Consider the following 578-nt stretch of genomic DNA (forward strand, 5'->3'; position numbering starts at 1 on the left):
GGATTCCGCCCGGTTCGCGCTGCGCGTTCCTTAACGTGGAAAGTACCAAACCCAGTGAGCGCTACTGTCCCACCCGCTTTAAGCTCCTCTGTCACTGAGTTGATCAGCGCATTTACCGCAGCTTCGGCCTTTGCTTTGCTAATGTCAGCGTCTTCGGCCACTTTCATAATCAGTTCACTTTTGTTCATCGTTATTCCTGTTTGTTTTCTTGGTTACTGTTTACACCTGCATACTCTGGGGTGTGGTTAGTGCTTTCTTCGCCACTCCCAAGGGGGAGTTCTCTCCGATTCCGGTAATGCCCAGAGACCTCGCTTATCGGCTTTGGCTTCGGCCTCCAGCTTGAACAGCTCCGGTGTTTTGGCGTACTGCCGGTACACCCACGCACTCCCAGAACGGACCATTTCGGCATTGACCCATTTGCCATCGACATAAAGGTTGGCGACCAGACGGCCATAACGGTCTTTGTCGATTTGCTCGACTTTAATCATTCGACCAAACACCAGATCGGACAACGCCTGTTTCGCCTTTGAGCCGTAGGGTTGTTTCTTCTCTGGGGTGTCGATTTCCGCCAGCCTTAC

At 52.4% G+C, this 578-nt stretch carries 2 protein-coding genes; both read right to left on the reverse strand.

Annotated elements, in window-relative coordinates; genetic code table 11:
* The coding region (locus tag R8N49_RS29110) for an HU family DNA-binding protein (RefSeq protein ID WP_318190696.1) at nucleotides 1-188 on the reverse strand (188 nt) is incomplete at its 3' end.
* A gap of 57 nt (nucleotides 189-245) precedes the next feature.
* Nucleotides 246-578: thermonuclease family protein (locus tag R8N49_RS29115; RefSeq protein WP_318190697.1), on the reverse strand; the 333-nt coding region annotated here is incomplete at its 5' end.

Source organism: Vibrio sp. 1978 (assembly GCF_033344345.1).